29 protein-coding genes and 1 riboswitch are annotated in these 25,753 nt (G+C 61.7%); of the genes, 4 read left to right on the forward strand and 25 right to left on the reverse strand.

The genetic code is table 11. The features are described 5' to 3' along the window. Positions 1-28 precede the first annotated feature (28 nt). The 5 genes from NKJ11_RS10100 to NKJ11_RS10120 all read right to left on the reverse strand — a co-directional run bounded on the left by NKJ11_RS10100 (position 29) and on the right by NKJ11_RS10120 (position 4,396). Positions 29-1,090, reverse strand: a complete 1,062-nt coding sequence (locus NKJ11_RS10100) for an ABC transporter substrate-binding protein (RefSeq protein WP_128304631.1) — start codon at positions 1,088-1,090, stop codon at positions 29-31. Between the two features lie 57 nt (positions 1,091-1,147). After that, positions 1,148-2,119 (reverse strand): PfkB family carbohydrate kinase, encoded by a 972-nt coding sequence (locus NKJ11_RS10105; protein WP_128304630.1) that lies wholly within the window; start codon positions 2,117-2,119, stop codon positions 1,148-1,150. After that, positions 2,116-3,156, reverse strand: a complete 1,041-nt coding sequence (locus NKJ11_RS10110; protein WP_023814057.1) for an ADP-ribosylglycohydrolase family protein — start codon at positions 3,154-3,156, stop codon at positions 2,116-2,118. Before NKJ11_RS10110 ends, NKJ11_RS10105 begins: the two co-directional genes overlap by 4 nt. 3 nt (positions 3,157-3,159) lie before the next feature. Continuing rightward, the gene (locus NKJ11_RS10115) at positions 3,160-3,885 is read right to left on the reverse strand and encodes a GntR family transcriptional regulator (protein WP_023814058.1); all 726 of its coding nucleotides are present in this window, start codon (positions 3,883-3,885) and stop codon (positions 3,160-3,162) included. 217 nt (positions 3,886-4,102) lie between these two features. Continuing rightward, entirely contained in the window at positions 4,103-4,396 is a 294-nt protein-coding gene (locus tag NKJ11_RS10120) for a DUF982 domain-containing protein (protein ID WP_245482812.1), read from the reverse strand. 60 nt (positions 4,397-4,456) lie between these two features. Here NKJ11_RS10120 and NKJ11_RS10125 point away from each other — a divergent pair, with 60 nt between their 5' ends. Beyond that, positions 4,457-4,714 (forward strand): hypothetical protein, encoded by a 258-nt coding sequence (locus NKJ11_RS10125; protein WP_023814060.1) that lies wholly within the window; start codon positions 4,457-4,459, stop codon positions 4,712-4,714. 282 nt (positions 4,715-4,996) lie between these two features. Here the strand turns inward: NKJ11_RS10125 and NKJ11_RS10130 are convergent, their stop codons facing one another. The 7 genes from NKJ11_RS10130 to NKJ11_RS10160 all read right to left on the reverse strand — a co-directional run bounded on the left by NKJ11_RS10130 (position 4,997) and on the right by NKJ11_RS10160 (position 10,494). Continuing rightward, positions 4,997-5,152, reverse strand: a complete 156-nt coding sequence (locus tag NKJ11_RS10130; protein ID WP_023814061.1) for a DUF3309 family protein — start codon at positions 5,150-5,152, stop codon at positions 4,997-4,999. A 251-nt stretch (positions 5,153-5,403) separates the two neighbouring features. Next, positions 5,404-6,009 (reverse strand): hypothetical protein, encoded by a 606-nt coding sequence (locus tag NKJ11_RS10135; RefSeq protein WP_031213861.1) that lies wholly within the window; start codon positions 6,007-6,009, stop codon positions 5,404-5,406. 668 nt (positions 6,010-6,677) lie between these two features. Beyond that, positions 6,678-7,205, reverse strand: a complete 528-nt coding sequence (locus NKJ11_RS10140) for a hypothetical protein (protein WP_352793200.1) — start codon at positions 7,203-7,205, stop codon at positions 6,678-6,680. A 48-nt stretch (positions 7,206-7,253) separates the two neighbouring features. Then, on the reverse strand, positions 7,254-8,273 hold the full coding sequence (locus tag NKJ11_RS10145; protein WP_128304628.1) for an ABC transporter substrate-binding protein: 1,020 nt from the start codon (positions 8,271-8,273) through the stop codon (positions 7,254-7,256). Then, entirely contained in the window at positions 8,266-9,033 is a 768-nt protein-coding gene (locus tag NKJ11_RS10150; RefSeq protein ID WP_128304627.1) for an ABC transporter ATP-binding protein, read from the reverse strand. The genes NKJ11_RS10145 and NKJ11_RS10150 overlap by 8 nt, the downstream gene beginning before the upstream one ends. After that, on the reverse strand, positions 9,030-9,782 hold the full coding sequence (locus NKJ11_RS10155) for an ABC transporter permease (RefSeq protein WP_128304637.1): 753 nt from the start codon (positions 9,780-9,782) through the stop codon (positions 9,030-9,032). The genes NKJ11_RS10150 and NKJ11_RS10155 overlap by 4 nt, the downstream gene beginning before the upstream one ends. A gap of 103 nt (positions 9,783-9,885) precedes the next feature. Further along, on the reverse strand, positions 9,886-10,494 hold the full coding sequence (locus NKJ11_RS10160) for a YkoF family thiamine/hydroxymethylpyrimidine-binding protein (protein ID WP_127411989.1): 609 nt from the start codon (positions 10,492-10,494) through the stop codon (positions 9,886-9,888). Beyond that, positions 10,485-10,598, reverse strand: a riboswitch (TPP riboswitch). It overlaps the preceding gene by 10 nt. A 195-nt stretch (positions 10,599-10,793) precedes the next feature. Between NKJ11_RS10160 and NKJ11_RS10165 the strand changes: the two genes are divergently transcribed. After that, positions 10,794-11,114, forward strand: coding sequence for a RodZ family helix-turn-helix domain-containing protein (locus tag NKJ11_RS10165; RefSeq protein WP_023814068.1), 321 nt, complete (start codon positions 10,794-10,796; stop codon positions 11,112-11,114). A 44-nt stretch (positions 11,115-11,158) separates the two neighbouring features. Here NKJ11_RS10165 and NKJ11_RS10170 read toward each other — a convergent pair whose 3' ends face one another. The 4 genes from NKJ11_RS10170 to NKJ11_RS10185 form a co-directional block, all read right to left on the reverse strand. Beyond that, complete coding sequence (locus tag NKJ11_RS10170; RefSeq protein WP_023814069.1) at positions 11,159-12,190, reverse strand: formyltransferase family protein; 1,032 nt, start codon at positions 12,188-12,190, stop codon at positions 11,159-11,161. A gap of 130 nt (positions 12,191-12,320) precedes the next feature. Continuing rightward, positions 12,321-12,554 carry a hypothetical protein gene (locus tag NKJ11_RS10175; protein WP_155930624.1) on the reverse strand — a complete coding sequence of 78 codons (234 nt, stop codon included), beginning with the start codon at positions 12,552-12,554 and terminating at the stop codon, positions 12,321-12,323. 25 nt (positions 12,555-12,579) lie between these two features. Next, positions 12,580-13,098: a peptide-methionine (S)-S-oxide reductase MsrA gene (gene msrA, locus NKJ11_RS10180; protein ID WP_352793202.1), complete on the reverse strand. Its 519-nt coding sequence runs from the start codon at positions 13,096-13,098 to the stop codon at positions 12,580-12,582. 132 nt (positions 13,099-13,230) lie between these two features. Next, the gene (locus NKJ11_RS10185) at positions 13,231-14,775 is read right to left on the reverse strand and encodes a glycosyltransferase family 39 protein (RefSeq protein ID WP_352793204.1); all 1,545 of its coding nucleotides are present in this window, start codon (positions 14,773-14,775) and stop codon (positions 13,231-13,233) included. Between the two features lie 299 nt (positions 14,776-15,074). Between NKJ11_RS10185 and NKJ11_RS10190 the strand changes: the two genes are divergently transcribed. Then, the gene (locus tag NKJ11_RS10190) at positions 15,075-15,782 is read left to right on the forward strand and encodes a hypothetical protein (protein WP_023814072.1); all 708 of its coding nucleotides are present in this window, start codon (positions 15,075-15,077) and stop codon (positions 15,780-15,782) included. An 86-nt stretch (positions 15,783-15,868) separates the two neighbouring features. On the opposite strand, the gene NKJ11_RS10195 is transcribed toward NKJ11_RS10190, so the two are convergent. From NKJ11_RS10195 to NKJ11_RS10225, 7 genes are all read right to left on the reverse strand, one after another. Continuing rightward, positions 15,869-16,183, reverse strand: a complete 315-nt coding sequence (locus NKJ11_RS10195; RefSeq protein ID WP_127297818.1) for a hypothetical protein — start codon at positions 16,181-16,183, stop codon at positions 15,869-15,871. A gap of 359 nt (positions 16,184-16,542) precedes the next feature. Further along, positions 16,543-16,866 (reverse strand): hypothetical protein, encoded by a 324-nt coding sequence (locus NKJ11_RS10200; protein WP_013530789.1) that lies wholly within the window; start codon positions 16,864-16,866, stop codon positions 16,543-16,545. Beyond that, on the reverse strand, positions 16,866-17,051 hold the full coding sequence (locus tag NKJ11_RS10205; protein ID WP_032909564.1) for a hypothetical protein: 186 nt from the start codon (positions 17,049-17,051) through the stop codon (positions 16,866-16,868). Before NKJ11_RS10205 ends, NKJ11_RS10200 begins: the two co-directional genes overlap by 1 nt. After that, a complete protein-coding gene (locus tag NKJ11_RS10210) occupies positions 17,036-17,269 on the reverse strand; it encodes a hypothetical protein (RefSeq protein ID WP_023814075.1) in 234 nt (77 codons plus the stop codon). Before NKJ11_RS10210 ends, NKJ11_RS10205 begins: the two co-directional genes overlap by 16 nt. 1 nt (position 17,270) lies before the next feature. Beyond that, the gene (locus tag NKJ11_RS10215) at positions 17,271-17,489 is read right to left on the reverse strand and encodes a hypothetical protein (protein WP_224699536.1); all 219 of its coding nucleotides are present in this window, start codon (positions 17,487-17,489) and stop codon (positions 17,271-17,273) included. Continuing rightward, positions 17,486-18,196, reverse strand: a complete 711-nt coding sequence (locus NKJ11_RS10220) for a glycoside hydrolase family 108 protein (protein WP_128304620.1) — start codon at positions 18,194-18,196, stop codon at positions 17,486-17,488. The genes NKJ11_RS10215 and NKJ11_RS10220 overlap by 4 nt, the downstream gene beginning before the upstream one ends. A gap of 530 nt (positions 18,197-18,726) precedes the next feature. After that, positions 18,727-19,764 carry an EpsG family protein gene (locus NKJ11_RS10225; RefSeq protein ID WP_352441211.1) on the reverse strand — a complete coding sequence of 346 codons (1,038 nt, stop codon included), beginning with the start codon at positions 19,762-19,764 and terminating at the stop codon, positions 18,727-18,729. Positions 19,765-19,921: 157 nt separating this feature from the next. On the opposite strand from NKJ11_RS10225, the gene NKJ11_RS10230 reads away from it, so the two are divergent. Next, positions 19,922-20,086: a hypothetical protein gene (locus NKJ11_RS10230; protein WP_352441212.1), complete on the forward strand. Its 165-nt coding sequence runs from the start codon at positions 19,922-19,924 to the stop codon at positions 20,084-20,086. Positions 20,087-20,090: 4 nt separating this feature from the next. Here the strand turns inward: NKJ11_RS10230 and NKJ11_RS10235 are convergent, their stop codons facing one another. Further along, positions 20,091-22,892 (reverse strand): hypothetical protein, encoded by a 2,802-nt coding sequence (locus NKJ11_RS10235; protein ID WP_352441213.1) that lies wholly within the window; start codon positions 22,890-22,892, stop codon positions 20,091-20,093. Positions 22,893-23,034: 142 nt separating this feature from the next. Continuing rightward, on the reverse strand, positions 23,035-25,383 hold the full coding sequence (locus tag NKJ11_RS10240; protein WP_352793206.1) for a glycoside hydrolase family protein: 2,349 nt from the start codon (positions 25,381-25,383) through the stop codon (positions 23,035-23,037). Between the last annotated feature and the right edge of the window lie 370 nt (positions 25,384-25,753).

Raw genomic sequence — 25,753 nt, forward strand, 5'->3', positions numbered from 1 at the left:
CGAACCGCCGGCTGGCCTGGCTGTGATCTTACTTCACGTCGACCTTAAGCTGCTGCCAGAGCGCCAGATAGGCTTCGCGCTGGGCGTCGGTGATCGGCGCCTGGAACTGGATGCGCTTGGCCACTTCGGGATCACCCATGACCTTGCGGTTGAAGGCATCCTCGGGCAGCGCTTCCACCGCCTTGGTGTTGGCGGAGACGGGAGCACCGACCTTGGTGACCCATTCGACGTAGAATTTCGGGTCGATCATGTAGTTGATGAAGGCCTCGGCGCCGGCGACGTTCTTGGCGCCGACCGGAATGGAAAACGCGTCGAGCCAGGCGACGGCGCCTTCCTGCGGCACGACCAGCGAGACCGGCAGCTTGAAATGCGTCTTGGCGCGATCGGCCGAGCCGCTCCAGTAGGTGCCGATGTCGATCTGGTTGGAGGCGACCATCTGGTTCCAGTCGTTCTCCGAGCTCCAGAAGGTCTTGATCTGCGGCATCAGCGAGGTCAGCTTCGTCTTGACCGCATCCATATCCTTGATGTCGTTGATGTTCTGGCCAGTGGCGATGGCGCCGAACTGCACCGCTTCAACGGCGTCGTCGCGAATGACGACACGGCCCTTGTGCGCGGCATCCCACATCTCGGCGATGCTCGTCGGCGGCTTGTCGAAGGATTTTTCGTTGATGGCGAGCGCCGTCAGGCCCCATACCCACGGCACGCCATAGACCTTGCCGTCGTGGACGAGCATCGGCGATCCCGCCTTGTCCTTGCTGATGTCGGCGTAGTTCGGCAGCTTGGAAACGTCGATCGGCTGGATCAGCTTGCCGTCCATCGCCTGGTCGTTGAAGGCGGCGTTGATCATGACGACGTCGTAGAGGCCGGGATTGGTCCGGATCTTGGTCAGCATTTCCTGTTCGGAATTGAAGAAATCGTTGACGACCTTGTTGCCGGTCGCCTTTTCGAAAGCCTCGACGGCCCACGGCTCGTCGGCGCCGTAGCCCTTCCAGTTGAGCACATGCACTTCGTCGGCCTTGGCGGCGAACGTGAGTGCGGAGGTAAAGACGGCGGTCGCCGTCAGCAGAGCAGTCAAGTCAGGCATGCGCATGGTTGGTTCCTCTCTGTGGGTTTGCCCGCTTCCCGGGCTTGTCAGGCTTTCCAGCTGTTATGCATTGGCCTTCTGTGTCCGGCCTGCTCCCGATGGGTCGGCGGCATGGCTCAGGAATGTCTGGATTTCGCGGTTCGTCGGCGCCGACGAGCCGCCATGGCGGGTGACCGAAATGGCCGCTGCAGCATTGGCATAGCGCGCTGCCTCGAAGGGCGGGATGCCGTGCGCCAGCGCGCTGACGAAACCGCCGATATGGGTGTCGCCGGCGCCATTGGTGTCGATGGCGCTGACGTTGAAGCCGGCAATGGTCTGCGCTGTGCCGTCGGCCAGCCTGATATGGCAACCCTTCGCGCCAGCGCGAATGATCACGCCAGCAGCCTTGGGGCAGTGGTCGGCGAGAAGTCGTGCCGCGAGTCCCTCGACATCGCCTGGGCCGGCAATCTCGGCGGCTTCCGTCGTGTTACAGCTCAGCCATGTGGTGCGGGCAAGCACCCGCGACAGGATGGGACGCGGAATGTCCGAGATGACCGGCGTCGGATCGAAGACGAAGGGAATATCTGCCGGAAGTGCCTCGATCCAATCGGTGAGCGCATCGCGGCTCTTGGGATAGCTTAGCGTGTAGCCGGAGGTGAACACCCAGTCTCCCGGCGCCACCGCGACCGGCGCCATCAGGTCGCGGCTGAGCACGCTCTCCGCCCCTGGCCACGACACGAAGGTGCGTTCGGCGTCGCTCGAAATCATGGCGACGCAGTTGCCGCTGTCCGTCAATGGCGATGGCGGCGTCAGCGTCGCGATGCCCTCGGCGGCGAAAGCGGCACGCAGGAAATCGCCATTGGGTCCGCTGCCGAGTTGGCCGCCGAACACCACCTGCATGCCGGTGCGGCTGGCCGCGACCATCATGTTGAAGCCGCCGCCGGCGACCTGGGCGAAGCTCGACGCCGTCTTTTCCATGCCGGGCGCCGGCAGGGCGTCGATGCGGTAGACATAGTCGACCACGGCACTGCCGACATGGACGAGACGGCCGCTCATTCCGCCGCGTCCTTGCCGGAACCGATTTTCGCCACCCTTGCTGCCACGAGGTCGGCGGCAAGCGCGCGAACCTCTGACATGTCGAGGCCGACAAGCCGGGCGATATGCTGTTGCGGCAATCGGGAAAAACCGCTGCAGGCGCCGGCCATGCCGGCGGCGATGGCGCCGATCGTATCGGTGTCGCCGCCGATATTGGCGCTGATGATAGCTGCTTGCCATGGGTCGCCACGGGCGACTTCCAGCACGGCGAAGGCCGCCGGGACGGATTCCTGGCTGGCGACGCCGGTACCCACCAGATCGGTGATCAGCCGAATGGCATCCCTGATCGCCTTGCCGCGCACGATGTCCTGCGCCCAGACGATACGCGCGGCGATGTCGCCGCCGGTGACCCAATGACCAAGCGTCGCCCCTCGCCTCGCCGCCGCGACGGCGCTGGCGGAAGCATCGCGCCAGCCACCGCCGGCGATGCCGCGGCTGACGGCAGCGGCAACGGCAGCAGCGGAAGCGATTGCGATCGAGGTGTTGTGCGTCGCCCGGCAGGTCTCCGCCACCTTGGCGACGAACGCCTCCAATGGTTCGAGCGGCATCATGATGCCGACAGGCCCGATGCGCATGGCCGCGCCATTGGTGTCGCCGCTGCGTCCCGCTTCCTCGGCCGGTACGCCATTGTTGATGGCGTCGATGGCCCGTTTGGTCGACGGCCCCAAGAGATCATAGCTGCCGCGCGCCTTGACCTCGCGCTCCCAGTCGAGCAGCGCATTGACCCAGCGCGCGTGGTCGAAACGGTCGCCGGATTCGACCAGGATGCGGCCGAGCAGCAGCGCCTGTTCGGTGTCGTCGGTGATGGTGCCGGCAGCCAGTCCCTTCGACACCGGATGATCGGCGAAAGGCTCGATGAAATCCTCGACATGGCCGTGGAGTTCGGCAATGCGAACCGGCGACAAAAGCTGCGTCGGCATGCCGAGCGCATCTCCCAGCGCTCCGCCGACAAGCGCGCCCATGGCGCGATCGATGGCCTTGCTGGTTGCATCCGACATCGCTCAGAACCTCATATGCAGCGCAAAATGTGCCGGGTTGAGCAGGCTGGTGACATACTCGATCGGCCGATCGTCAGCCGCACGCGTCAGCCGGCGGCCGCGCAGGAAGGGCGTGCCTTGTGGGCAACCGAGGATGGCCGCATCCTCGGCATTGAGCATCTCGATCTCGACCCATTCCTCGCCATGGTCGGGAATGAGGCCGGCGGCGCGCAGCGTCTGGTGCAGCGAGCCCTCGCGCAGTCCGCGCAACGGTACGTCCTCAAGCTCGGAGGACAATGGCAGCCGGCTGCGCTCGATGGAGATCGCATGGCCGTCGCTGGCGTTGGTGCGCACCCGGTCAACGGCAATGAAGAACGGGCTTTCGATACCAAGCAGCGCAGCCAGATCGGGGTCTTCGATGACCTCCAGCCGCAGCGTCCGCGTCTCGGCATTGGCGCCGGCATCGGCCAGCGCGCGCGACCAACCGATGGAGTCATCGACCGGCTTGCCGTCGAAGGTGACGAACGAGCCAATACCAACCCTGGTCGTGATCAGCCCGCGGCTGGACAGTTCTTCGAGGCCCTTGCGGACCGTATTGCGACTGACGGAGAAGCGCTGGACAAGTTCATTCTCGCTTTGCAGGCGGTCGCCGAAGCCGAGAACACCGGAGCGGATTTCATGTTCGAGAACGGTGGCGATCTGCTCGGGTTTGCCCGTACCGGGAGACAGTTGAACCGCGCGCCGCTTCATATAGGTACCTGTTCAGTGAACCTGTATAGTCCTGTTCAATATCTGGATAGAAATGCCGTGTCAACAGATGCCGGAAACAGGCCCAATGAACCCCGAATTTCGGATTGTCCGCAGAGCGCGCCGAACTGGCCGGTTGCCATGGCCCGGAAAAGCCGGTGAAAGACCGAGATCAACCAAGAGGATAGAGCCGATCCTTGATTCAATTTCACCGGGCAGGCTACGGGATCGACACCTCACGCGGCTCAACGAGAATGTCCGCCTCGATAGCGGCGTTGATGAACGCCGCCCTTGCCGCCGAGACTTCTTTCTTTCCCTCTAGCACGGCCAGACAGACCTTACGGGCAACCATATGCTTTTGCCCGGTTGCAACCGGCCAGCGGTTCAGCAGGATGTCGGCAGCCTGAGCGACCCGCTCCACGTTGAAGATCGAGTTTCGCGATCGGCCGAGCGCAATCCTGACCGGCTCATCGAAACGCTGATCTTGCACGATGCCACTCCCCAAAGTCGGCATTCATCGATTCGCGGCCTTCAACCCCGCGCAATGTGATAGGTTCCGCGACAAAGGTGCAAGATGTCCGATTCCAGTGGCCAGAAAAATCCCAGGCTGATCGTCGTGGTCGCGTTCGATCGCGGTGAGGATGGCGAGTTGTTCCCAGCCTTTGGACCCGCCGACCAGCAGAGCGAAGACCGCGCCATACGCACCGCCAGGGCTCTAGCGGCAAAGCATGCCGGCGTCATCGCCTGGAGCCGCGAGGCCGATCCGACGCTGGGCGAATACGGCCCGCCGAACACGCTCTTCGTCAGCGGCGACGTACCTGACATGGAATAGTCGACTGGCGTCAGCTTCTGGATGCCTTGCCCATAGGGTTTGATGCGAGCCGGTTTCCCCTCGCCAGCAAGCAAAAGCCCGCTACGGTGAACCGGAGCGGGCCTTGGAGGAGGACAAGGGGTGGGACCCTCTCCTCTTGTTTCCACGGGGGGGTGTGGACCGCAATGACCATACGAAAGTTTTGCAGAGTGCAGGATCACAAGCCGGCTTGCCTGCATCACAATCCGGTGCACGCCGATATTGGGGGCGCTCACGAGATTGCGATCAGTTGCGATAACCCGGCTAGATACGCCCGAGCACGACAAGCACGATGGCGATGAGCAGCACGAGCCCAAGGCCGCCGCCGCCATAGTAGCCGGTGCCGTAGAACGGACCGCCACCGAGGCCGCTGAGGCCGCCAAGCAGCGCAATGATGATCGGTATGGTTCCAAGACTCATAGCGATGTTCAAAGACGAGCGCTCCAAAGGCTCTACCGTTCCGCGCGATTGTGGCGGGCATCGCGTGCGGAAGAGGTCTGCCGGCAACAGAAGCGGCCATCCAGATGATGGCAACCAGAATTTGATTCCGGCACGCCTGTGGACGCAGAAAGCCCGCCAGCGTGGCGGGCTTTCCTACCGGCCGGAGGCCAGGAGAGTGCGGTCGAGCCTCACGGCTGATTCGGCACTTCCAATCCCCGGCCCCTTCAGTATCAGCGACGAGCGATGAGGAGGCAGAGTTGCCGTAGATCGCGGTCGTAGGCGCCTTCGCTGCTGAGCACGTCGACGCAGCGCTTCTTCATTCGCGCCACGTTGCTATCCGACATCTGGGCCACGACACCCGGCAGGCTCGGCCTGCTGGGGTTTGACGGATTGGACGGATTGCTCGGGTTCGACGGATTGCCTGGATTGATGCCGCCACCAATACCCACGCCGACGCCGCTCGTCCCGCCTACATTGGCGCCAAGGCCGGCCGTAATGCCGCCAGACCCTCCGATGTTGGCGCCCGCGCCGGCATTGATGCCGTTGCTGCCGCCGACCGAAGCGCCGAGACCAGCATTGACACCGCTCGAGCCGCCAACATTGGCACCGGCACCGGCATTTACACCACCGCTGCCGCCGACCGAGGCGCCCACTCCGGCACTGATGCCGCCACTGCCGCCAACGGAAGCCCCGACACCGGCATTGACGCCGCCGCTACCACCCACCGAGGCACCAACGCCAAGGCCGATTCCCGCAGCATTGGCGGGCAGGGAAAGAGCTAAAATTACCGCACTACCCGCCAACATATTGGCGACTGTCTTGATGGTGTGAGCCATAACACTCTCCTGTTGTCGTTGCGCTAAAGCAATTGGCGAGAGGCCGATTGCAAGATCAACTACGCGAGGTGGTGAATTTCAGTTTCAGAGAGAGAATACTGAACCTGAGGCGTGGTGTACATCAACAAAATTTCTGAAACAAAATGATATTAAAGTTTGAATAATTGTTCTTTACACGAACAATTCGTAAGGCATTGGCGATCGGACGTTACTCTGCTCCATGCCGCACACCGCGCTGGACATGGATAGGCCTCTCGCAAGATCAGCAAGACCGCCGCGATGATTGCAAGTGGCCAGAGTCTATCGGCGGCCGGATGCGGGAGTGAGAGAGTGCAAGCGTGATTGCAGGCCGAACGATTCTGCGCCGGCCCGCTTGTCAGACGATCCCGTAGAACAGCCTGTAGTGGGCGCGCTTCATATAGTCCCGGTATTCCGGCGTGGCGGCTAACAGCGCCTCTTCGCGCAGGATGCGATGAACCTGGAAGAAGGTGATCGCGGCGTAGACAGCAAGATTGTAGAAGGAAAAGGCCGACAGCAGGAACAGGACATGACCGGCAAGGTACCGGCATAGATCGGGTGCCGCACCAGGCGGTAGGCACCGTCGGTCATCACGCCGCGATTGCCCGGCAGAATGGCGAAAGAACGCCCTAGCGATATCTTCCCCCAGATCACGAACCCCAACGCCAGGACTTGCAGCGGCGCAGCGGCATAGACCGGGATGATGGCCACGCCCGGTTCCAGGTCGATGAAGCCGACACCGAAGCTGGCGACCACCGAACAACCACCGTCAGCGGGTTCCAGTCGCGTACCTGCGGTCGCCGCGACAGAAGCAGCCAGGTAAAGGTCAGTATCTCGGAGATTGCCACCAGCGCCACATTGATCCGGGTCGGGTCGAGCATCAGGTGATATACGCCGCGGTAGACGAACATGCCCGCGAAGGCCAGCGCGCAGATCCGAAAGAAACCTTCACGCAAATCCACCAGGATTTCGCGCTTTCGGGCTGCGGACAGAATCCTGCCGTCACTGACGTGCGAAAGCCGCCTCGCTTTTTGATATGAGCAATGCAAACACCCCGATGATCCCTCGAGGCGACCTTTGCACGCAACCATTGCCGGGCAGTTAATCAACAAGATCAGATCGGTGTTAAACTGGCTGTCGGGGAGCCAGGGTGCCACATCCAGACGACCCTGCTCCACGCGGTCGTCCAAAAAGACGGGCGACCCATTTCATTTGATCTTGGCAGACTAGCTCAGATAGTCGTTGCGGAAATAGCTCCCGAAATCCGGGCGTTGAGCAACCAGCTTGCCATCGGCATCGCGCAAGATGCCGGACGCGAAGAGATAGTCGCCGATCGCTTCCATCTTGGCCGAATCCATCGTCCCGATGGCGCCGCTTTGGCTGCGCAGATAATGGCCGTCGATCAGCGCCTTCAGCGAGGCGTGGATCAGCGCCGGATTGGTCAACGCATCCTTGTTGGCCGCGATCAGCAGGGCTGCCGCATCTTCGGGGTGATCGACCGCGAACTGGTAGCCGCGCCGTGTCGCCTGGACAAAGGCTGCCGCAGGCTTGGGGTTTGCCTGGAGATAGGCTTCGCTCGAAGAGATCAGTGTCGTATGCTCGTCAGGCACGCCGTAATCGGCATAGACGAAGCTGCGTTGTTTGACGCCCTTGAGCTCGGCTTCGACACCCTCCCAGGTCGAGACTTCGAGCGTGAAATCGACCGAACCATTGGCCAGCGCCTCATAGGCTGAGGTGCCGAGCGTCACCGTCTCGAAATTGCCCTTGCCGCCATCATGGCGGATGATGGTCGATATCAGGGCGTTTTCCCAGGCGCTGCCGAAGCCGCCATAGGTCAGGCCGTCAAGGTTTCTCGGGCTTACTATCTCGCTGCGGGCCGCATTGAAGACCACGCGGCCGGTTTCCGATTGCACCACCGCATAGACGCCCTTCAGGTCCGCTCCGGCGGTTCTCTGGGTGAACAGGCTGATGGTGCCGTTGATGCCGAAATCGGCGACGCGATTTGCAACCAGCGTGCCCGCACCGGTATCGCTGTAAGGCAGGATGTCGACCTCGAGCCCGGCCTCGCGATAGAAGCCCTTGTCGCGGGCGACGAACAGTCCGATGTGGTTGGTGTTGACCGTCCAGTCGAGGGCAACGGTGACCTTTTGTGCCGATTGTGCTTGGGCTCGCCCCGATCCGGCAATGAGCGGAAGGCCTGTGGCAAGGGTCAGCAACAAGGCCTGCCGGCGCGTCAAGTCAGTCATGATCGTGTCCTTTGGATGGGGTGGCGTTGACGATGATGTCGAGAATCTCGGCCTCGAGCGTACTTGCCTGGCGCGCGGCATCGCCGCCAAGGCTGCGCGGGCGCGGCAGCGGCACCTTAATTTCACGCACGATGCGGGCCGGGCGCGCCGACAGCACATAGATGCGGTCGGACAGGAACACGGCTTCGCGCACGTCATGGGTGATCAGGAGCGCCGTCCAGCGATGATGCCGCCACATCTGTTCCAGCCAGCGCTGCATGGCCGTGCGGGTCAGCGCGTCGAGCGCGCCGAACGGCTCGTCGAGCAAAAGCATGTCGCGTTGCTGCACCACCGTGCGCAGCAAGGCCGCGCGCTGGCGCATACCGCCGGACAGTTGCGCTGGAAAATGCCGCTCGAAGCCGGCAAGCCCGAATTCGGCAAACAACGGCGCAACGCGCACCCGCGCCGCCTGTCTCCTCATGCCTTGGACTTCGAGCCCGAGCGTCGCGTTGTCGAGGATGCGCCGCCACGGCATCAGCGCGTCACGCTGCGGCATGAAGGCGAAATGCCTGCCGTGGTCGTCGAGCGGCGCGCCGTCGAACAACATCTCGCCCTCGCCATGCTCGGCGCCGGTCAGAAGCTGAAAGAGCGTCGATTTGCCGGCGCCCGAGGGTCCAAGGATCGAGACGAATTCACCAGCGCCGACGCTAAGCGAAATATCGGCCAGCACGTCGAGCCCACCGAACGCCTTGCGCACATACCGCAGTTCCAGCCGGCTCATCGCCAGGCTCCCTTCCCGGCGGTTTCCTTGCCGGCCCGCTCCCAGGGCATCGCAAGGCGCTGCAGCAGTACAGTCAACCCGAACAGGACAAGGGTCAGGGCAGCGCTCACTCCGACGGCGGCAAGAACCAGGTCAGGGCGGAAATTGTTCTTGGCGTTGAGCATATAGATGCCCAGCCCCTTCGCGGCACCGGCATATTCGGCGAAGATCGCGCCGACCACGGCATAGGTGATGGAGATCCTCAACCCAGCAAAGAAATAGGGCAGCGCCGAAGGCAGCCGCGCCAGCACGAAGATGCGCCAGCGCCCTGCCCCCATGGCGCGGAGCATTTGCCCGATCTCGGCCTCGGTCGACTCATAACCCTCGACCAATGCAACCAGCATCGGAAAGAAGGTAACCAGCGCCACCAGCATGATCTTGGGCGCCAGCCCGAAGCCGAACCACAGCACCACCAGCGGCGCGATCGCCACCAGCGGCAAGGTCTGGCTGACGATTAAGACGGGAAACAGCGCACGCCGCAGCGGCTGGAAGAAGTCGACCAGCATCGACAGCACGAAGGCGGCGCTGAGCGAACAGGCAAAGCCGAGCAGCGTGGCGCCGATGGTCGGAATGGCGTTGTCGGCCAGCGCCTGGCGATTGAGCAGCGCTTGCTCGAAAACGCGCGACGGCGCCGGCAGTATCGTCGGCCTGATGCCGGAATAGGTGGCATAAAGCTCCCACGCCACTAGGAGCAAACCGACCGAGATCATGGCCGGCATTGCCTTGACAAGAAGACCCGCGATCGGGCGCGAAGCGACTGATGATGTGGCCACGGGAGACAACCTTTGACGGCAGCGCGAAAGCGCGGCTGGCTCAGACAGCCGACGGGCTGTTGGCCGAGACCGTGACGTCGAGGGTTACGTGGCCGGCGCCTGGTCCGAAGCGGCAGAAGGCCTCGTCCAGCGCCGAAAAGATCGCACCGGCATCACCGCGCAGTTTCGTGCAGAAATGCTTGGAACGCTCATAGACGCCGGACTGCTTGAGAAAATCGATGCAGCCGTAGATCTCGTCCATGTGGTCGTCGGTGCCCATCACATAGAGCGAGAACTGCGCCGCCGCCGGCTGGCCGGTGGCAGCAGCATTGCGCACCGCCGCGATGGCCGCATCCTTGCGCGGGCCGAGTGGCCCGACAGGCCCGCCAAGTGCATCGGAGCGGCAGATCGGATCATCCGGCTCGCCAGGGCACCCGCGCGAGATGGTGGCCGACAACACGCAATGTTTGCCGCTACGTGCCGCCGCCACGAAGAGGTCGCGCATGGCGGGAAACAGCACTTCGGGCGGCCCGACCAGCAAGGTCGAGATGTCGTCGGTCTCGATCCTGAGCTTGTCGCGCCAGGGATCGAGCGCACCGAGCGCGCCAAGAATGACACCGACGAATTCGTCGGTCATGGGGTATAGGGAAATCTGTGCGCCTGAAAACATCGCCCGCCTCGCTCCGCTGGTATTACCCAGATCAGCTTCTAGGGTCTGTGGGCTTGCCGCCCCCGTCTCAGCCCCGACCGTACGGAGCACCCCTGTGGATGTGCGCCTTAAAGCATCATTCGAGTTCAAGGGAAAGCCGTTTTTTCAGAGCACTGCGCCAAAAGCATTGCGCCAGTCACGGTGTACCTGAGCGGAATTTTGTCGGGAACCTTCGCCGCCGCGACCGGTTGTCCCCACAGTCGCAACGCGATCACTTTCGTAGAAAATAAGCGACGACTTCACAGAAATGGAGACAAACCATGTTCATGAAAATCCTCGCAGCTTCGGTTCTCACCATTGGTCTGGCCACGTCAGCCATGGCGCAAAGCGCCGGCAGCAACAACGCAAATGGAAGCGGCAGCGGCAAGTCGGTGACGGTTGAGCCGAACACGCCGGCTTCCCCGAATACGATCGAGCCGGACACTGTCGACCCGGGCACGACCAACAGCACGACTGGCACGGTAGGGGACATGAATTCGAACGCGGATCAGAATTGCCCGACCAACCCGCAAGGCGCGCAGCCGGACGCCGATGGTAACGCGACGGCGCCAACGGTAAACGATAATCATTGTGGCAAGTAACCACGTCGCAAACGGATGAAGCCGCTGGGCATCGCCCAGCGACTTCATCCGTTTTTCTGGTCCGCAGCACTCGCTTTGCCGAACAGCCGGATTTCTGGAGCGGGCCTCCCGGCGGGCGGGCGCGAAAATAGGTGTTTCGAATTGAGCAGCCGTTTGAGCACTCTACCGTAGGTAAAATACAGGACCCGACCGTTGGCGAGATCGAATTCCACTGTTCCCCACCGCCTGACCGGAGCCTTTCCTGTGCAGGGCCCCAGCCTTCTGATCTGGAATCCCAGCCTGACTTTGCGCGTTCCGATTTCAAGATAGATGCCTGGCAGAAGGCCAAGCACATGCCATAGCCGTACAACATGCTCGACCGACATGGCCGGCGAGATTATCAGGTGGCTGGGCTGAAGCCGCGCCCAGACGAAATCGCCTTTCGGCTGCGGCATTCCTGACAACAGCCCCCGGCAGTAGGTCGGCACCGCCTCGCTCACCAGAATCCGCATAGCGGTTGCCGTGCTGTCGACCAGGGCTTCTCTCGATGTCCAGTCAGCTTCGGAAAACGGCACCTGCCCGAGAATGTCACCCTCGTCAAAACCGGCGGACATCTTGTGGAGCGTGACGCCGCCATGAGCCGCATGCCGGCCGTCCACGGCCAAGCGCTGGATCGGGTGGGGCCCTCGATAGTCGGGGAGCAGCGCCGGGTGGAGGTTGACCCCGCCTTTGGAAAAATGGCCAAGAACCTCTTGAGGGATCAAGACAGGCAAAGTGTAGCAGACCAGCACATCGGCGCGGACGTCAGACAATTGCCGACCAAGCGCATTCCAATCGTAAGGGCGGCCAAATTCGATCAACTTGACAGGCGTGTTACCGATAAACCGCCTGAGCAGCAGCTTGCGTTGAAGCCTTCGCCGGAAATTGCCAATGCTGAAACCGGTGGGACGACGCCGGAACCCGGGCACGATGATCGCGCCAATTGCATTTCCAGCCTCTAGCCAGCCGGCGAGCAGAGGCCCCGTATAGTTAGAGATATCGAGGACAAAAACGGCTGTGATCGGCTCCGAGTGATCGGTCGATTCGATCGGCCTCATCTTCGGCGGCTCAAACGGGCCGACAGGTCAGGGCGAGCTTGTCAGGTCGGCTGAGTGGAAGGCGATGCCAAGGCAGTGACAACCGAAAGACGCTCGCGTTTTACAAACACTGGCTTTTCGTAAACTTTTTTCACGGCCCGTCTCCCGAAATCAACTCTTCCTGCGCAGTTGGACCGCGATACGGCAGGCTGTCAACCGCCTGACCGTGTTTGCCTACCGCATCCGCATTCGCCGTTGACGAAGGTGTTCGAAGGGCGCTTTCGCACATTGGTGAAAGCTCGATGGCTTCACCGACGCGACAAGCCGCGCTGACCGAAAGGGGTTTGGATGCGATGATCTGCTCGACGACACCGTCGAGCAGCAATGCAGGGCAAATCGCAGTTGCAAATCTACGAAACCGCCGTCTCGCGAACCGGCAGCTTCCAGCCTGGCCTGACGAAGTGGCAGGTGTATCCGTCGGGATATTTCCCCAGATAGTCCTGATGCTCGGGCTCGGCTTCCCAGAATGGACCAACGGGTGCGACTTCGGTGACGACCTTGCCCGGCCACAGGCCCGAGGCATCGACATCGGCGATGGTGTCCTCGGCGACGCGCTTCTGTTCGTCGCTGGTGTAATAGATCGCCGAGCGATAACTCGTCCCGACATCGTTGCCCTGGCGGTTGCGCGTCGTCGGATCGTGGATCTGGAAAAAGCGTTCCAGCAGCGTGCGATAGCTTATGATGGCCGGATCGAAATTGATCTCGATCGCTTCGGCGTGGCTGCCATGGTTGCGATAGGTGGCGTTGGGCACGTCGCCGCCGCTGTAGCCGACGCGGGTGGAGATGACGCCTGGATAGCGCCGTATCAAATCCTGCATGCCCCAGAAACAGCCGCCGGCAAGGACTGCACGTTCGGTCGAAGTCGCCATGTCACGTCTCCTCAAAAGCAATTCCAGGAAAAGTGTGTAGCGGTTTTCCGTCCGGAATTGCGTAAAAGCAAGTGGTCTCGCCATAAATGGGCATTGTCACCTGCTTCGTCCAGCGGACGCGGTGGATCTACTTCAGTTGCTCGTTTGGGCGAGCCTGTCGATCAAACCCGGTAGCTTCATGCCAGGCGGAATGGCGGCAAAGCTGATCGCCACCGGTGGTGCCCTGAGCGACCAGTCGAAAAGAACGGTCTTGACGGGGATGTTGCCCAGCCACGCCAGCAGCCGAGGTGGCACGCCGCTCCCGGGCCAGACCAGGAGCATGCCGTGATCGCGCAGCCGCTGGCTGGTGATCCAGGGGGCGAGCCGCATGTCGAGGTCGGTGAAGATCGACGGCTTGTCATAGGCGTTGAGGCCCGCCAGCAACGCGATGCGGGTATCGCCGCCGACGATGTCGAGCCGACCGGGCACCGCCGCGTGCCAGACCGCCTCGGCTTCGTCCGAAATCTGCCGCGCTGGCCAGCAGACGGCATCCATGCGCCCGCGCAAATTGCAACTCGTCCAGCGGATGCCCGCATAGGCAGCGGACATGCCGAGGATGCAGGCGAACGCGCAGATCGCCAGCCGTCGCAGTTCGACGGCGCCGAGCCGATGACCCAGCAAGGCGAGCGCCACAACGCCGACCAGATTGTACATCGGCGCGCCCCACGCCTCGCCGGCGCCGGTGAACAGCGAAGCCACCATGACAAGCACCGCCGGACCAAGCCCCATCCACACGAGATAGGCCAGCGCGCCGCGCTCGATGGGCTGTACCGGCGCGGGCGAACGCCGCAACAGCCCCGATATCGACAGCACCAGCAATAAGCCGCAGAGCCCCGCCATTTGGACACCGATATAGTAAAGGCGGGCGCGGTGGACCAACACCCATTCATCGCGGCCGGCGACATAGGTCAGCGGCAGGAAATCGATGCGGTAGAGCTGGACGGCCAGCGGCGCGGCGACGGCGAGGAAAACCGCGAGCCCAAGCCAGGGCCAGGGCGTGGCGAGTCGGTTGCGTGCCCGTGTGTCCGACAACAGCCAGATCGCCCCGAAGAGCAACAGCAACCCGGTGGAAAACTTGGCATAGAGCCCGACGCCCGACACCAGTCCGAGCGGCAGCCACCAGCCCGGCCCACCGCCACGGCCCGCACGCCACAGCAGCCAGCAGATTGCGGCCCAGAAGGGCATCTGCGCGTAATCATGATTGAACTGCGGTGTCGGCCAGCCGAAGAAATACAATGACGGCATCAAAAGCACGGCGGCCAGCGCGCGGGTTCTCCCGAGCATGTCGCGGGCCAGCAGGTAGACGAAGACGAAGGTCGCCGAGACGACAAGCTGGGCGAGCAGATATTGCGGCCAGCGGAACGATCCGGTCAGAAGATGGCTGATCTCGAGCATCCAGCCGGGGAGCTGCGGATGCTTGTAGGTCAAAAGCACCCATTCGCGGCCCCACATGAAGCTCTCGACGACATCGCCGGGCGGGGCGGCATCGACAAGCGCCGGAACCACGGTCCAGCACAGGATCTGCGTCAGGCATAAAAGCGCCAGGCCGGCTTCTGGATAGCGCATCAGACCCGGCCAGATCGACGACTGCCGCCAGTCGCCTGGAACAGAACTGCCGACCGGCAGCCAACCGTTCATGGGTTCGTCGATTCGCGTCATGCGGTGGATAAATCACACCGGACGGTTTTACGAACAGCCCAGAACTTGAAGCTTACGAAAATGTATACTTGGCCGACCATGGCAAAACCAAGATTGAGGCAGAGTTTCGCGCCACCATGCCGCCTCTCCCGTCATCACATGCCAGCAAGACAACAATGGAACACGCCATCCCGCAGCACCCTGAACATGCCGGGCATGGCGCCTTGGGCGTGATCGCGGCAGGTGTCGCCTACGCCCGACCGGCTCCCGTCCCCAAAAAAGCATCCAGGATTTGAAAAATGCGCCACCACCATGCCGTCATTCATTACCGTGCGCTCGATTTCTGGATGGCCCGTGCGGCCGTTCTCGTCATCATCTGCCTGCAGCTTCTGGTCATCAACAATCTCTCATTCGGGCCGCGCTGGGTGGCGCCCGCGCTGGAGGCGGCCCTGCTGCTGCCCTTGTCGGTGGCCACCGCCTGGACACAGGCCGCCACCCGAAAGGCGGTCGAGGACCACGAGTGGCATGCGATCGGCCAGTTTCGGGTCATGATCCGCAGAACAGCCCTGACCATGACCGCCATCATCAGCATCATGAATTGCGGTTCGCTGGTCCTGCTGGTGCGTGCCTTGCTGGAGGGCCATGCCGGCAACAGCGGTACGACGCTGCTGATCGACGCACTCAACATCTGGGTTACCAACGTCATCGTGTTTGCCTTGTGGTTCTGGAGCACCGACCGCGGCGGTCCGCCGACCTGCGGCCTCGTCAAGCTCGCACAGGCCGATTTCCTGTTCGCGCAGATGACGTTGAACGACCGTGAGCTTCGAGATTGGCTGCCCGGCTTCGTCGATTATTTCTTCCTCGCCTTCACCAATGCGACCGCATTTTCGCCCACCGATACCTTGCCACTCTCCCAGCGCGCCAAGCTGCTGATGATGGCCGAGGCCATGATCTCGCTGCTGACCATCGCGCTGGTCGCGGCACGCGCGGTCAACATCCTCGCTTGATCGGCCCGACACGCGAAAATAGCCCGCCCGGCGAACCGGAACGGGCTATTTTGGGTTGTCTTCGATGATTGGAATGCAGCGCCGAACTAGTGGCGCTTGCCCAGCCTGTAGCTGTTGCCGCCCAGCAGGTTGACGCCGAGCCCGCTCAGAACGCCACCGACGATGTTGGTCTTGTTGCCGTTCAGAATGCCTGAGACGACATTGCCGCTCAGGATGTTGTTGCCGCTGAGCACGTCGTTCAGCGCGGTGATCTTGCCAAGGTCGATGGATGGCGAAACATTGATCAGGCTGCCCGAATTGCCTCCCCAGCCGCCCGAACCTCCGCACCCACAACCTGCCTCGGCGGCTCCAACGGACGATGCAACTGCAACAGCGGCTAAAATAACAGTGAACTTGTTCATGAAAGCTACTCCCGTTTGATGATGGAGATGGCTTCCGTCTTCTGTGGTCTACCTCTTGTTTAACAATATATGAACACTTCATCCGCTCAAGTCTTTATCTAGTTTCAGTGCATCAATCAAAAATTAACAATAATCATTATGCATAACCGACATGATTAACTTGCTTGTGACAACGGGCGATGACGAGACCGGTCAGATCGAATGCCGCTCAGCAATAGCCGATCGGAAATACAAAAAAGCCGCCCCGGCGTGAGCCGAAGCGGGCAGCGGTCGTTTCTGGAAATGAGAGCAGCGCCGCGCCAGGTTGCCTGCCTCGGTAATTCCGAGGCAGTAGCCAACAGACGACGCGGTGCCAATAGCTACTCCTCCACCCCCGGCTTGAATCTCCGCACCACAAACTCGAACAGCACGTCCGAAATCCACATGGCGCAGACGCCGATCAGGAAGGCAGCCGCCAGCGTGGTGGTGTCGTCGGCGGGATCGGGCATCGGCAGGCCGGCGATCCTGGCGTAGGAAACCGCCGGCAGCGTCAGGTAGGCCGCCGCAAGTGCGCCGCAGATCGGCGAGGCCACCATTTCGCGCAGCTTGTAGCGATGCCGCGACAGCGCGCGCAGAACGCCGCCGGCGAGACCCGCCGCCACGACCGGTCCCTTGATGCCGAGCAGGTCGAAAAGATCGTTCATCATGGCCTCCAGCCGCAAAGTTTCTGGCCCTTTTCGTTGTGAGCCAGGATCGCCGCCACCGACGCATCGGAAAGGGTCGCCGCCTCTGCCCTTGTCGGCCGGAGGGGATGCCCGGCCGCGCAGAACGACCCGCCTGATTTGGTGCAGCCGGCCAGCAGGAGCGAGAGCGCTATGATTTTGACCATCTGGCCAGCCTCCCCCTGTTGTCGTCCGGCGCCCGGCCGGCGACGGCATCGTCGATCTTCTGGGCTTCGGTGCGCGCCGCTGCGTCGGCGGCATCCTGCCTGGCCTTCTGGCTGGCCTTGCCCTTGGCATAGGCGGTCCAGACACCGGCAAGCGCGGCGCCCATTGCCAGAAGATACGGCCAGGCCTGGCCAAGCAGCGCGAGGGCGAGTGTTCCCATCTCATGTCTCCTTGGCCGGCGGCGCGACCATGCCGCGCGGCCCGTCACGCACCGCGTTGATGATGATCTTGGCAAGGGCAATGGCGCCGCTGATCTGAAGCGCGGTGCGGTCGCTCACCCCGAGCAGCGTCCAGTCGAAGCCGGCGAGCGCGCCGCCGCAGATGATGGCGATCAGCGTGTTGAGGAGATTGTGCAGCGCATTGGTGTTGAACCATGTCATTGAAACAGGCCCCCGAAAAAATCGGCGACCCGATGCCGGAAGGCCGCGAGCGCTCCGGCCATGAGAACGAGGATGCCGGCCGCGGCAGCCGTCTTGCCGCCGGATGCCGGCTGCACGGGCTGGGTCGCCGGCATCACATCAGCCGATGTCTCAAACCTGGGCGACGCCGGCGCGGCCACCGGTGCCGCGGGGCCCTGCGCCGACATCAGCAGGGCCTGAACCCGCACCGACCTGACACGATCGGACCAGCCGCGCCCGAATGTTGCCCATGTCGGCAACCGCTTGAGGAACGCCAGCCGCGCATCGCAAAGCGCATCGATGGTGACGCCGGCCGGCTTTGCCTTGGCCGCCGCGACGGTGACCGGTCCGATCCGCCCGTCCTGCGCAACGCCGACGGCCGCCTGCAAATATTTGGCCGCCCGGCCAGGCCCGCTGTTGACGGCGAAATCGAACACCGCATGGTCGACGCCATCGGGCAATTCGGCGCCGAGCACAGCGTCCCAGTAGAAGCGGCGATAAACGGTGGCGACCTGCGCGTCGCTGATCGCACGCAGATCCGCCTTCCTCGCGTCGGCCTTCACATAGCGGCGGAAGCTGGCAAGCGTCACGCCCTTCATGGTGGCGCCGCCGGGGTCAGCCGGATTGTCCGACCACCCGCCTTCCGATTTGAGAACAAGCGCAAGCGCCCGAGCGAAGTTGCGGTCCATGGTGGTTTTCCTTCTTCGAATGATTTGGCTATGGTCGGCGCCGGGGAGCGGGCTGATGGATGATGAGCGACGCAAGGACCTAGTGATACTCGCCGCGCCGTGGGCTAAGCACAGCGCTAAGTTTCGTGCGAACGCAGCGACGAAGGCTGGCTAAATCAGAACCCACGACGGCGGGCTCTTGCTTCTCTACGACAGCGGGTGGGAAGTCATTCGACCCGGCGACAGCAACGCGGAAACTGGCTGACACAACCCGAGCGCCCGCCGTCCCTGCCGGCTTACGGGACGGGGAACGTCCCATTGCTCTCAGGCTGTCTGGTTTGTCTGGAACAGGTACGACCCTCTGAGGGCGCATACCCATGCCGAGCGGCGCAGCCTACATAAGGTTGACGATGGCGCTCGCACTATTTGTCCCTTGGTAGCGAGCCGCGACGGTTCTTCGGTTGGCTGCGAAAACTCCGGCAATTCTTACGGCACAGCTATAGCCGATGGCCGACGAACCGGCCTGCGAAGAAGGGTTGGCGAGATCGTCTTTACCCGACGCGCCGCAAGAACGGATAGTTCCCGGGATCAAGCATTGATCTCAGACCCCAGCGAGGCAAAGTTATCCGGGAACACAGGGTCACGACCACCACCGGCAGCAGCAGCATCGGCATCATCGCCACTCGATTGTAATAAGGCAGGCCGCTCGCTGCCATGTAGATCACGGTCATGACAATGCAGTATTTAGCCAAGCGCGCATCCGATTGCTTTTCGGCCTTGTGAAGCAGCAGGACGCTCACGACACACTGGAACAGTGAGTAGTAGAAGAACAGCGCCTTGTAGCCCACCTGATAAGTCAAGAACGCGTTGGTTGAGTACTGGGTGTAAAGCCCAGTCCATAAAAGGATCGGGGTGACGATCATCCCAGATAGAACAGTGATGTAATCGGTGACATAGCCGACGAACGTCAGGACAACGACCGCGACAAACAGCTTGCCGGACCTCGGCAAGAAGTCGGTGAGGATGTACACGCTCACGAACAATGCGGCGCTGTAATGGCTACCTATAGCGAGCGCCGCGAAGAGGACGGCCCAACGTTTTTGCCGATAATTCACCGCCCGAAAAAAGGCGAGAATGAATATCAGCGAAAACCCTTGCCTTAGCGTGTTTTGCCCGAGCTGTTCAAACCATGGCAGCATGATGAAGGCCACGGTAGCTAGTGCGCCAAGAAGCACATTGTTGCACTGCCGGGAGGCGTAGAAGAAATAGGCTGCGATCATCATCATGCTGTTTGCCAGCATGCTGTCGGAGAGCGAAAATCCCAGGTTTGCATACAGCCAGTGCATTGCTAGGAACACGCGCTCGTGCGCTACAGATGTCATATAGAGGACAAAGCCAGTTCGCGTCGCATAGGAGAAACCACGCGAATAGCTGACGATGTCGCCATCGGCTGTGTATGCCACGTAGTTGGCATAGTCAGTCCTCGAAACCGCAAATAGCATCACTGGCACTAAGCAGGCCAGTGCCGGGAACCAATTCTGGCGAACGGGCCGCATTCGACTCTCTCGTATAACGATGGCTGCAACCATTGCTCAACTCTTGCAATTTAATCAATGCCCATGGCGGCCGGCTGCCAAAACCCGGCAACAGCCCCGGCGCCGCGTCGATAAGCGTTATTGACGTTCTTTGCTTGGCTGGCCGCTCCTTGGTATGGGTCTGCGCTCGTGCTGCTGGCGAGGATGGACCATGATCGAAAGAGGCACCAAGGACAAAGACGCCCCATTCGATGAAGAAGCTGAGCTTCAGATCATGACCAACGAGATGGTATGGTTGGCGATCATCGTGCTTGGCCCGACCGCAACCTATTTCGTCTACTTGTGGATCGTCCCGCTGTTCAGTGCGCTTCGGTAGCCGATCAATACTCGATATAGTCGACCGTCACGCCAAGCCCGGACAGAGCGACGCCGGACCCGGCAGAGTTGGAGTTGAGGATCAACACGTCCCCAGGCTCCAGATATGCGCCGGCCGGGCTCGCAGTGACCCCGGCATCTCGCGACACAAAGGCAGTGAACCCGGTTGCGGTCGTGTCGATTGTCGCAGCGTTCGCAGATGAGCCTGCCCGATACCGCCGCAGGATGAGGTTCCGGTAGTTGGAGCCGCTTGCGGCAACGTCGGCGAGCACCTGATAGCTGGCCCGGGCGACAAGGCAACGACGCCGCGCGACGAACACGCACTTGTTCACGGTGCCGGTCGCCGAGTAGTCGCCCGCGATCGCCGTGATGCTCTCGCCGAACGTGTGCTTCTGCGCATCCCCTTGAAAAGTGACGGTGCCCCTGACGCGGTTGTTTTTGCCCCACCGGATGGAGTAGGGGTGGAGGAGATATTCCCACCTTACCAGCCCCTCAATGGTACGCCAGACAGCCGTGCCGTCGGCAATCCGCTGGTCGGTTCCGCTCGGGCCACCCGACGCCGCAGAGGTGCCGGCTGTCATGCAGATAAAGTAGGCACTCCCATTCCTCCGCACAGCATCAACCGCATAAGGTGTAAAGGCAGCCCACGCGGCAATGGATGCGCTGCCATCGTCGGTCACGGACAGTGCCGTCCCGGTTGGTCCCCCGCTGCTTGCCGAACGGCCCTCGGTGGTCGCACGGTAGAAATTTCCCCCGTTCGTCACCATGGCGTTGCGCTTGTAGATCGTGTCGGCAGCCCACGAGGCAATTGCGGTGCTGTCCCCATTGAGGTTCACGCTGCCCTCAATGTCGCACTCATCGACCGTAGCGCAACCTGCTCGCTGGTGTAGCGCGGTGATGACAAGGTCAGCCTGGGTTGATCCTGAAGTGTTGTTGCCCCGAGTGATAAGGCGACGCACTTTTACGCTCGATGGGGATTGAATACTGATGCCACCTTTATCGGAAGCCTCGATGCGCATCCCATCGATGTCGATATCAAGGTCTGACCATCCTATCTGATCGGCGTTGGCTACGCCTGAAAAGCAAGTAAAGGCGTGGTTGAAACCGCAGATCGCACGATAAGACGTTATGTCCTTGAGCTTCAGGTTGACGGCTTCGCGGATCCAGAAATACCCATGATCATCAAGCGTGATGTTCTGTAGCGTGATGTCCTGCACTGGACCCGTGCCTGCATGGCCGCCAGCCGCCCAATCCCACCCGATGTAGAAGGCAGGGGCCGTGGTCGAGCCGATGGCCGAGCCGCTGATGTTGGACAAAATAATGCGCTTGCTGACCTGAAAATTTCTGACAGCAGTACCGGCCACGTACTCTGCAAAAGTATCTGGCGTCGTCGTCTTGTAGTTGATGGTCGCGATGTTGCCGGTGTTGTGGACCGAGAAATCGCCGATCGACGCATCGATCTGGTCGTTGATGTCTATGCACTGGTTAACGCGCGCGACCGATTTGAAGACCCCGCCTCGGATCACGACAAGCTGGCTTGTGCCGTCGAGATCGATCGCCTCCGAGAAGTCCTCGAAAATGAAGTTGGTCATCACGAAGCTGTCGACATAGCGGACATTGAATCCGCCTGTCATTTTCTGGTGACGATGGCCGTTCACCTGCACGTTCTTGCTGTTCTGAATGTGGGTATAATAGCCGCGACGGCCGCCACTCGACTCGGCCTTGGTGTTGATAAACCGCAGACCATCAACGCCCACGGCGTAAAGGAAACGCTGGTTGCTGTTCGTCGCGTCGCCGTCATTGTTGGAATCGAAGGTGACGCCGTCGAACGCGATATTCTTGCGAGCGCCGACTGTCATATTTTTGTCGGTCGAGAAGACCGGTTGAATGTCGGTAGCGACAACACTTGCCCGGCTCACGCCATGCAGCACTGCTTCATGTCCGCTGAAGGTAACATTGTCGGCGGTCAGTGCCACCGCGCGATAGACATTGGCAGTGGTGTTGCCGAGCGTGAATGGCGAGACCGAGCCGGGCACCATCTTGTAGATGCCGGACGGAAACTCTACGCCGCCCGAACCCAGATTGTGCGCGGTCTGCACGGCTGCGGCATCATCAGTCGAGTTGTTTTTCCGGGCACCCTTCTGCGAAGCCGTCGGCGTGTCAGAGAGCGTGTATCCGACGACCGTCACGCCATCGTGCAAGGTGATCACGAGGTCGCCGGTCGTCGTGCCATTTTTGCGATAGACGCCGCCGCTGCCTGCCACATGGTTGCCGTCGTAGAATGCCGTGCGGATGTAGTCGGGCGCGACATCCGGCGAGAATGCTTCAGCCGTCGCTTTGGTAGCGAACTGAGGATCCATGACGGTCGTCATAGCGCCCGTTACGAGATCGAGAATTTCCTGTGCCGCCTCCTGAAGATCGCCGACGGCGTCGTCGGAGAGGTAGAAGCTGATCACGATGTTGTCAGTCCCGATCACCGGGTTATCGGTCTGGAAAGCGTAGACCTTGCTGGAGTTCGCGTTGCCCTGCTGGACATGCACCGTCGTTCCCTTCTGCATGGTGCGCCCGGTGCGGGCATCGGCGGCGCGGAACCATCGGCCTTCGCTTACCGTATAGATACCGTTTTGCGTCTGGTCGGCCTGGTCCTTGACCAGCACGCGGTCGCCCACCTCCGTCGCCACCCCGTCGATGGTCTGAAGGCCGAAAAACGCAATGCTGGCGGTCGTTGCCAGACGAACGGGTTCGCGCTCGCCGGTCAGAAGGCGAACGGCGGCGGCTGAAGATCGGGCCATGCTGGCTTGCTCCATGAAAAAAGCCCGCAAAAGCGAGGCTGAAAAAAGATTTTGGTCTTGCAATGCAGCGAGCCCATCCCTCGGGCCTGCCGATCAGCCGGCTGATGACATCAGTGGCGATTGTGATGGCGCAGCGGCGTCGAACTTCTCAGCAGAATCAAACCTCCTGAAGCCGCACAACGGCGTTCCAGCCATAGGTCTTTGCCGCGACGCCGGTAACGGTCACCTCAATTCCGGAAGCCCCAGCGGTGACCGACGCGTCGAGCGATGCGGCGTCGGTTGCATATTCGCCGATCACCGTTTTGGTGATCGCACCTTCGATCGCCAGGGTTCCGCCCGTGTTGCGGATCACCCCGGCGAACACATAGCCGGCGCTGGTCGACGATGAACCATCCGTGCGGCGGGCAGCGACATCGACGGTGAACTTTGCGCCTTGCCCTGGCCTGATCGGAACAAAGCTGTTTCCGGCTTCGAAGACCATAAGAACGGGCGTTGCGTCCGGCGTCGATTTATAGCCCTTGAAAAGATCGCCGCCCCGGTTTCCTTCAATCAGCGCTATGTGCGATCCGTCATCGGTTGGCTTGCCCGTCGCCGTGCCGGAGTAGATGTTGCCCCGCACCTCGATGTTCGGCGAGGATCCGCTGACTTTCACGTCGTTGACGACACTGCCGGTCGTCGCCTTGAAAAGGCCACCCGTCGCCCTCTGCCGTTCGCTCGATAGTGTCGACAGGGCGACATAGGACGATCGCGCATCCGCGATGCCTGCATGGGTTTGCGACATGTCGCCGTTCAATCGAACGCCGATGGAAGCGGCTGCGCCGCCCATGTCGACAAGCGTGTCAGCCGACACAATGGTCTCATCCGCCGCGCTGAAGACGCCATAGGCATTGGCCTGGGTGAACCCAAAGATGCGGCCGGCGCCAATCCTGACGCCGCGCGAGATCTGTTGCCCGGCCGGGGTTTCGATATAGATGCCCTGATGTGTCGCCTGGATGTCGAAGGACAGCAGGCGAAGATCTTCGATATGATGGCCGGTGCCGGCGCGAATGCCTTGCTGCACGCCTTCCGTCACCAGGCTGCGCACCTCGATATCCTTGGCCCCTCGCAGCACCAGACCATAAAGGCCATCCCTGGATTTGGCACTGATGCGAAGGCGTTTGTACTTCAACACCGATCCGGCGGGCACAGCGCTGCGGGTGAAGGCGACGGCCGCACCAAGCTGAACGCCGCCAAGCTGCGTCCAGTCGATATCCACCTCGATATCGCTCACCGGCCAGTCGTCGTCGCTCTCTGCATCGAAACCGTTCAAATAGGCACTCACGCGAGCGCGGCGGACAAACACGTGACTTGTGCCGGAAACATCGTCGTTGATGGTGACGATGTTGCGCGCTGTGTCGCCCCTGGCGTCGTCGATGTAGACCCAGTTGGAATCGGCAATGCGGTAGTGATCGCCTTGCGCACCGGTGAGCGTGCCATGCTCGATCGTGACGCCTGAAATGCCGCTGATGTTGAAAACGCCAAAGCCGTTCGGAGCCGCGACATGATTCCAGGCGCCGTTGACCTTTGGAGCGATGATGCGGTTGTCGCCCTTCAGGTTGAATAGGTGCGTGGCCTCCTCGGTGCGCTGTAAAAGCGCCTTGTCGTCAAACTCGACCATCAGCCCCTGCGGAATGTCGATATTGCCGGCCAGCGAAAATGTGCCAGCCGGGATGATCACCCTGCCCTGCCCGGCGGCAGCAATGGCGTTGACGATCGCGGTCCTGTTGTTGCCGGCTGCCGTGTCGGCGCCCGCAGCGCGAATGTTGATCTCCTTTGCCCTCGGTGCGTTGATGATGTCGAAGCCGGCTTTCGCCCCATCTTGCAGCGTGATCGCCAGGCCGCCCCCGCCAGCCGAAATGGTGCCATTCTTCCTGTAGAGGGCTTGGCCGTCGCCGACCTGCGAATAGCCGGCAGTCCTGATATAATCCGGCGCGATCGCCGGTGAGTATGCCTCTGCCGTCGCCTTGGTTGCGAATTGCGGATCGAGCACCGTCGTCATGGCGCCCGTCGCCACGTCCGCCGCGGCCTGGGCCCGGTCGATGATGCCTTGCGCGGCTGCCTGGATATCGCCGACGGTGTCGTCGGACTGGTAAAACGACAGCACAATGTCGTCGGCACCGATCACGGGGCTCACTGTCTGGAAGGCATAGACGAAAGCGGCCGAAGCCGTGCCCTCCTGGACATGCACCGTCGTTCCCTTCTGCATGGTGCGCCCCGTGCGCGCATCGGCGGCGCGGTACCAGTAGCCTTCCGAGGCCGTATAGATGCCGTTCAGCCTGGCGTCCGCCTGATCCTTGACCAGCACCCGGTCGCCGGTCGCTGTCTGGACGCCGTCAACCATTTTGAGGCCCTGGATCCAGGCAACGCCGTCGATGACGATCGTCTCCAGGTTCGCCGTCGTTGCCAGGCGCACGGGTTCGCGCTCGCCGGTCAACAGGCGAACGGCGGCGGTTGCAGGTCGGGCCATAAGGCTTGCTCCATGAAAAAAGCCCCGCGCAAGCGAGGCTGTGAAAAGGGTCTGATTTTGGGGCGTGGGCGCGTCGGGAGGTTAACCCCCGTCACATGGGTGGGACCGATAAAAGTGCGCTGTCACCGTAACTGCAGCACAAGGTCGGCATCAGCCTTTTCGCCTCGGTCAGCAACCCAGTTGCCGCGCTTTTCGCACGCACTATCGATCTTTTAGATAATTTCGCGCCCAGGCTCTTGCTTCGGGGCTGCCTACATTTGGCGAGTCGTGCTCTTGCACTATTTTCTTTGTCTAGATTTCACTCCGATCCGTATCGATAGAATTCATAAAAGTGCATCGTCACCGTAATCCCCCTCCGGGGAGATGTCGG

Source organism: Mesorhizobium sp. M0243, assembly GCF_040321775.1.
Taxonomy (GTDB): domain Bacteria; phylum Pseudomonadota; class Alphaproteobacteria; order Rhizobiales; family Rhizobiaceae; genus Mesorhizobium.